We start from the raw sequence: 2,358 nt of genomic DNA, 5'->3' as shown, positions 1-2,358 counted from the left end.
CCGCCTCCCACGTAGAGGTAGGCGGCGGCGCCCGAGGCGGCGCCCATCGAACTGGCGGCGAGGCCCAGGCCCACGACAACGGAGCTGATGGCGAGGGCGGCTCGTCGAGCGGGGGGGTGCAGGGGAGCCATGACTCGTCCTTCCAGCCTGCCGGGACCTAACTCCTCAGTGTGCCGACGGACGCGCCCCGTGCCACCCACCGATCGACGGAGTGCGGCATACGTTCCTTGGTGGAGTGCGCCCTAGCATGGAGCCTCGTGACCATCAGTGACACTGCCGCTGCCCGTGCCCGTCTGCTCGAGATCATCAAGGAGAAGGCGATCGTGCACGGTCGCGTGACCCTCAGCTCGGGCAAGGAGGCCGACTACTACGTCGACCTGCGCCGCATCTCCCTCGACGGTGAGGCCGCGCCCCTCGTCGGCATCGTCATGCGCGAGCTGACCAAGGACCTCACGTATGCCGCGGTCGGTGGCCTCACGCTGGGTGCGGACCCCGTCGCGACGTCGATGCTCCACGCCGCCGCGGCTGCCGGCGCGCGCCTCGACGCCTTCGTCGTTCGCAAGGCCGGCAAGGCGCACGGTCTCCAGCAGCGCATCGAGGGGCCGTCGATCAAGGGCCGTCAGGTGCTCGTCGTCGAGGACACGACCACGACCGGTGCGTCCCCGCTCGCTGCGGTCGAGGCGGCCCGCGAGGACGGTGCCGAGGTCGTCGCCGTAGCGACGATCGCCGACCGCGCGACGGGCGCCGGCGAGAAGATCACGGCCGAGGCCGGCGTGGAGTACCGCTACGCGTTCTCCCTGGACGAGCTCGGGCTCGCCTGAGCGGCGTCCGCGCGGGACCCGACGTCCACGGGGTAGCCCGCACGCAGGGCCTCGACCGACGACGGCGGCGTGATCACGGCCGCGCGGCCGGCACGGGGCCGCTCGACCGGCGACACGGCATACGTGTTGTCGGCCTGCCACCGCACCAGCCCGGCGCCGGCCACGACGGCGGGACCCGACCCGAGCAGCACGAAGGCGCCGTCGGGCACGTCGTCCCAGGCGTAGGCGTGCAGCCGCCGGGTGCGCCGGCGTGGGTCCCACCGCTCGTCGTGGAGCAGCCCGTCGAGCTCGACGGCGGGCAGGGGGCCGGTGCCGTGCGCGGCCGACACGAGGTCGCGGAAACGGACGAAGTCCGTGCGGCGGCACTCGGCGCACGGACGATGGCCCGCGGACAGGGCGAGCGCCTCGTCGAGGAAGAAGAGCGGCGTGTAGTGCTGCGGGTCCCACTGCCGGACGCGGCGACCCCTGAACTCGAGCGCGCACGTGATCCAGGCGCGACCGACATGGTGACGCCGGACGTCCCGGGTGCCGGCGCCGTCGTGCAGGCGGCCCCGGTTGCCCGTCCAGGTCCCTCGGCCCGGAGCGGCGACGACGTCGCCGAAGGGGTCGACCCGGTTGCGCGCCGGGGCGGGTGTGGTGCTCACGCCACGACCCGGGCAGGGTCGTGACCAGGCTCGTGACAGCCGTCCGTGCTCGTCGTCATGGCGCCACGCTACGTCCGGCGGGCGACAGCCGAGGGCCGACCGGAACCCCCGCCCGGGGGTGGCCGTCGCACCAGCGGCCCGGTCCGCGCCCGCGTGCGCAGCACTAGGATCGGCACACTGACCGCCCCTGACTCTCGGGAGAAGCCATGATCATCGTCTGGATCCTGCTCGGCCTCGTCGTGCTCCTCGCCGTGGTGGGCGTCGTCATGTACAACGGGCTGATCGGCCTGGGCAACAAGGTCGAGGAGGGCTGGCGCCAGATCGACGTCGAGCTGAAGCGCCGCCACGACCTCATCCCCAACCTCGTCGAGACGGTCAAGGGCTACGCCGCCCACGAGCGCGGCACCCTCGAGGAGGTCATGGCCGCCCGGTCCGCGGCCATGTCCGGGGCCCCGACGCCCGCCGCCGCGGCCCAGGCCGAGGGTCAGCTGAGCCAGGCGCTCGGCCGCCTGATGGCCGTCGCCGAGGCCTACCCCGACCTCAAGGCCAACCAGAACTTCCTCGCCCTCCAGCAGGAGCTGACGAGCACCGAGGACCGCATCGCGAGCTCGCGCCGCTACTACAACGCGCTCGTCCGCGACCTCAACACCAAGGTCGAGTCGGTGCCCTCCAACGTCGTCGCCAACATCGCCGGCGTGAAGCGGGCCGAGTACTTCGAGGCCCCGGCCACCGAGGCCGTCGTCCCCGACGTCTCCTTCGGCGGCACCGGTGGCACCGGTGGCAACGTGTCGGGTGGCCCGGCGTCGCCGGCCGTCGCGCCCTCGACCCAGCCCGGTGCCGTCGGCGGCCCGTCGACCCAGCCCGGAGCTGTCCCGGGAGCCCTGCCGCAGGCC

The 2,358-nt window shown here is 73.4% G+C and carries 3 protein-coding genes; 2 read left to right on the top strand and 1 reads right to left on the bottom strand.

Translation table 11 applies throughout. From position 1 onward, the window contains the following. Nucleotides 1–263: 263 nt before the first annotated feature. Nucleotides 264–821 (top strand): orotate phosphoribosyltransferase, encoded by a 558-nt coding sequence (pyrE, locus tag AC1DP0_RS20940; RefSeq protein WP_478088327.1) that lies wholly within the window; start codon nucleotides 264–266, stop codon nucleotides 819–821. Here the strand turns inward: pyrE and AC1DP0_RS20935 are convergent. After that, the gene (locus AC1DP0_RS20935; RefSeq protein ID WP_478088323.1) at nucleotides 785–1,465 is read right to left on the bottom strand and encodes a hypothetical protein; all 681 of its coding nucleotides are present in this window, start codon (nucleotides 1,463–1,465) and stop codon (nucleotides 785–787) included. The two genes, pyrE and AC1DP0_RS20935, sit on opposite strands and share 37 nt — an antisense overlap. Before the next feature lie 206 nt (nucleotides 1,466–1,671). Between AC1DP0_RS20935 and AC1DP0_RS20930 the strand changes: the two genes are divergently transcribed. Then, on the top strand, nucleotides 1,672–2,358 hold a 687-nt coding region (locus AC1DP0_RS20930), incomplete at its 3' end, for a LemA family protein (protein ID WP_478088321.1).

This window comes from Terrabacter sp. P5_B1 (genome assembly GCF_056400505.1).
Note: the sequence above shows the minus strand (reverse complement) of the source record. Positions and strands in the feature narration are given on the sequence as shown.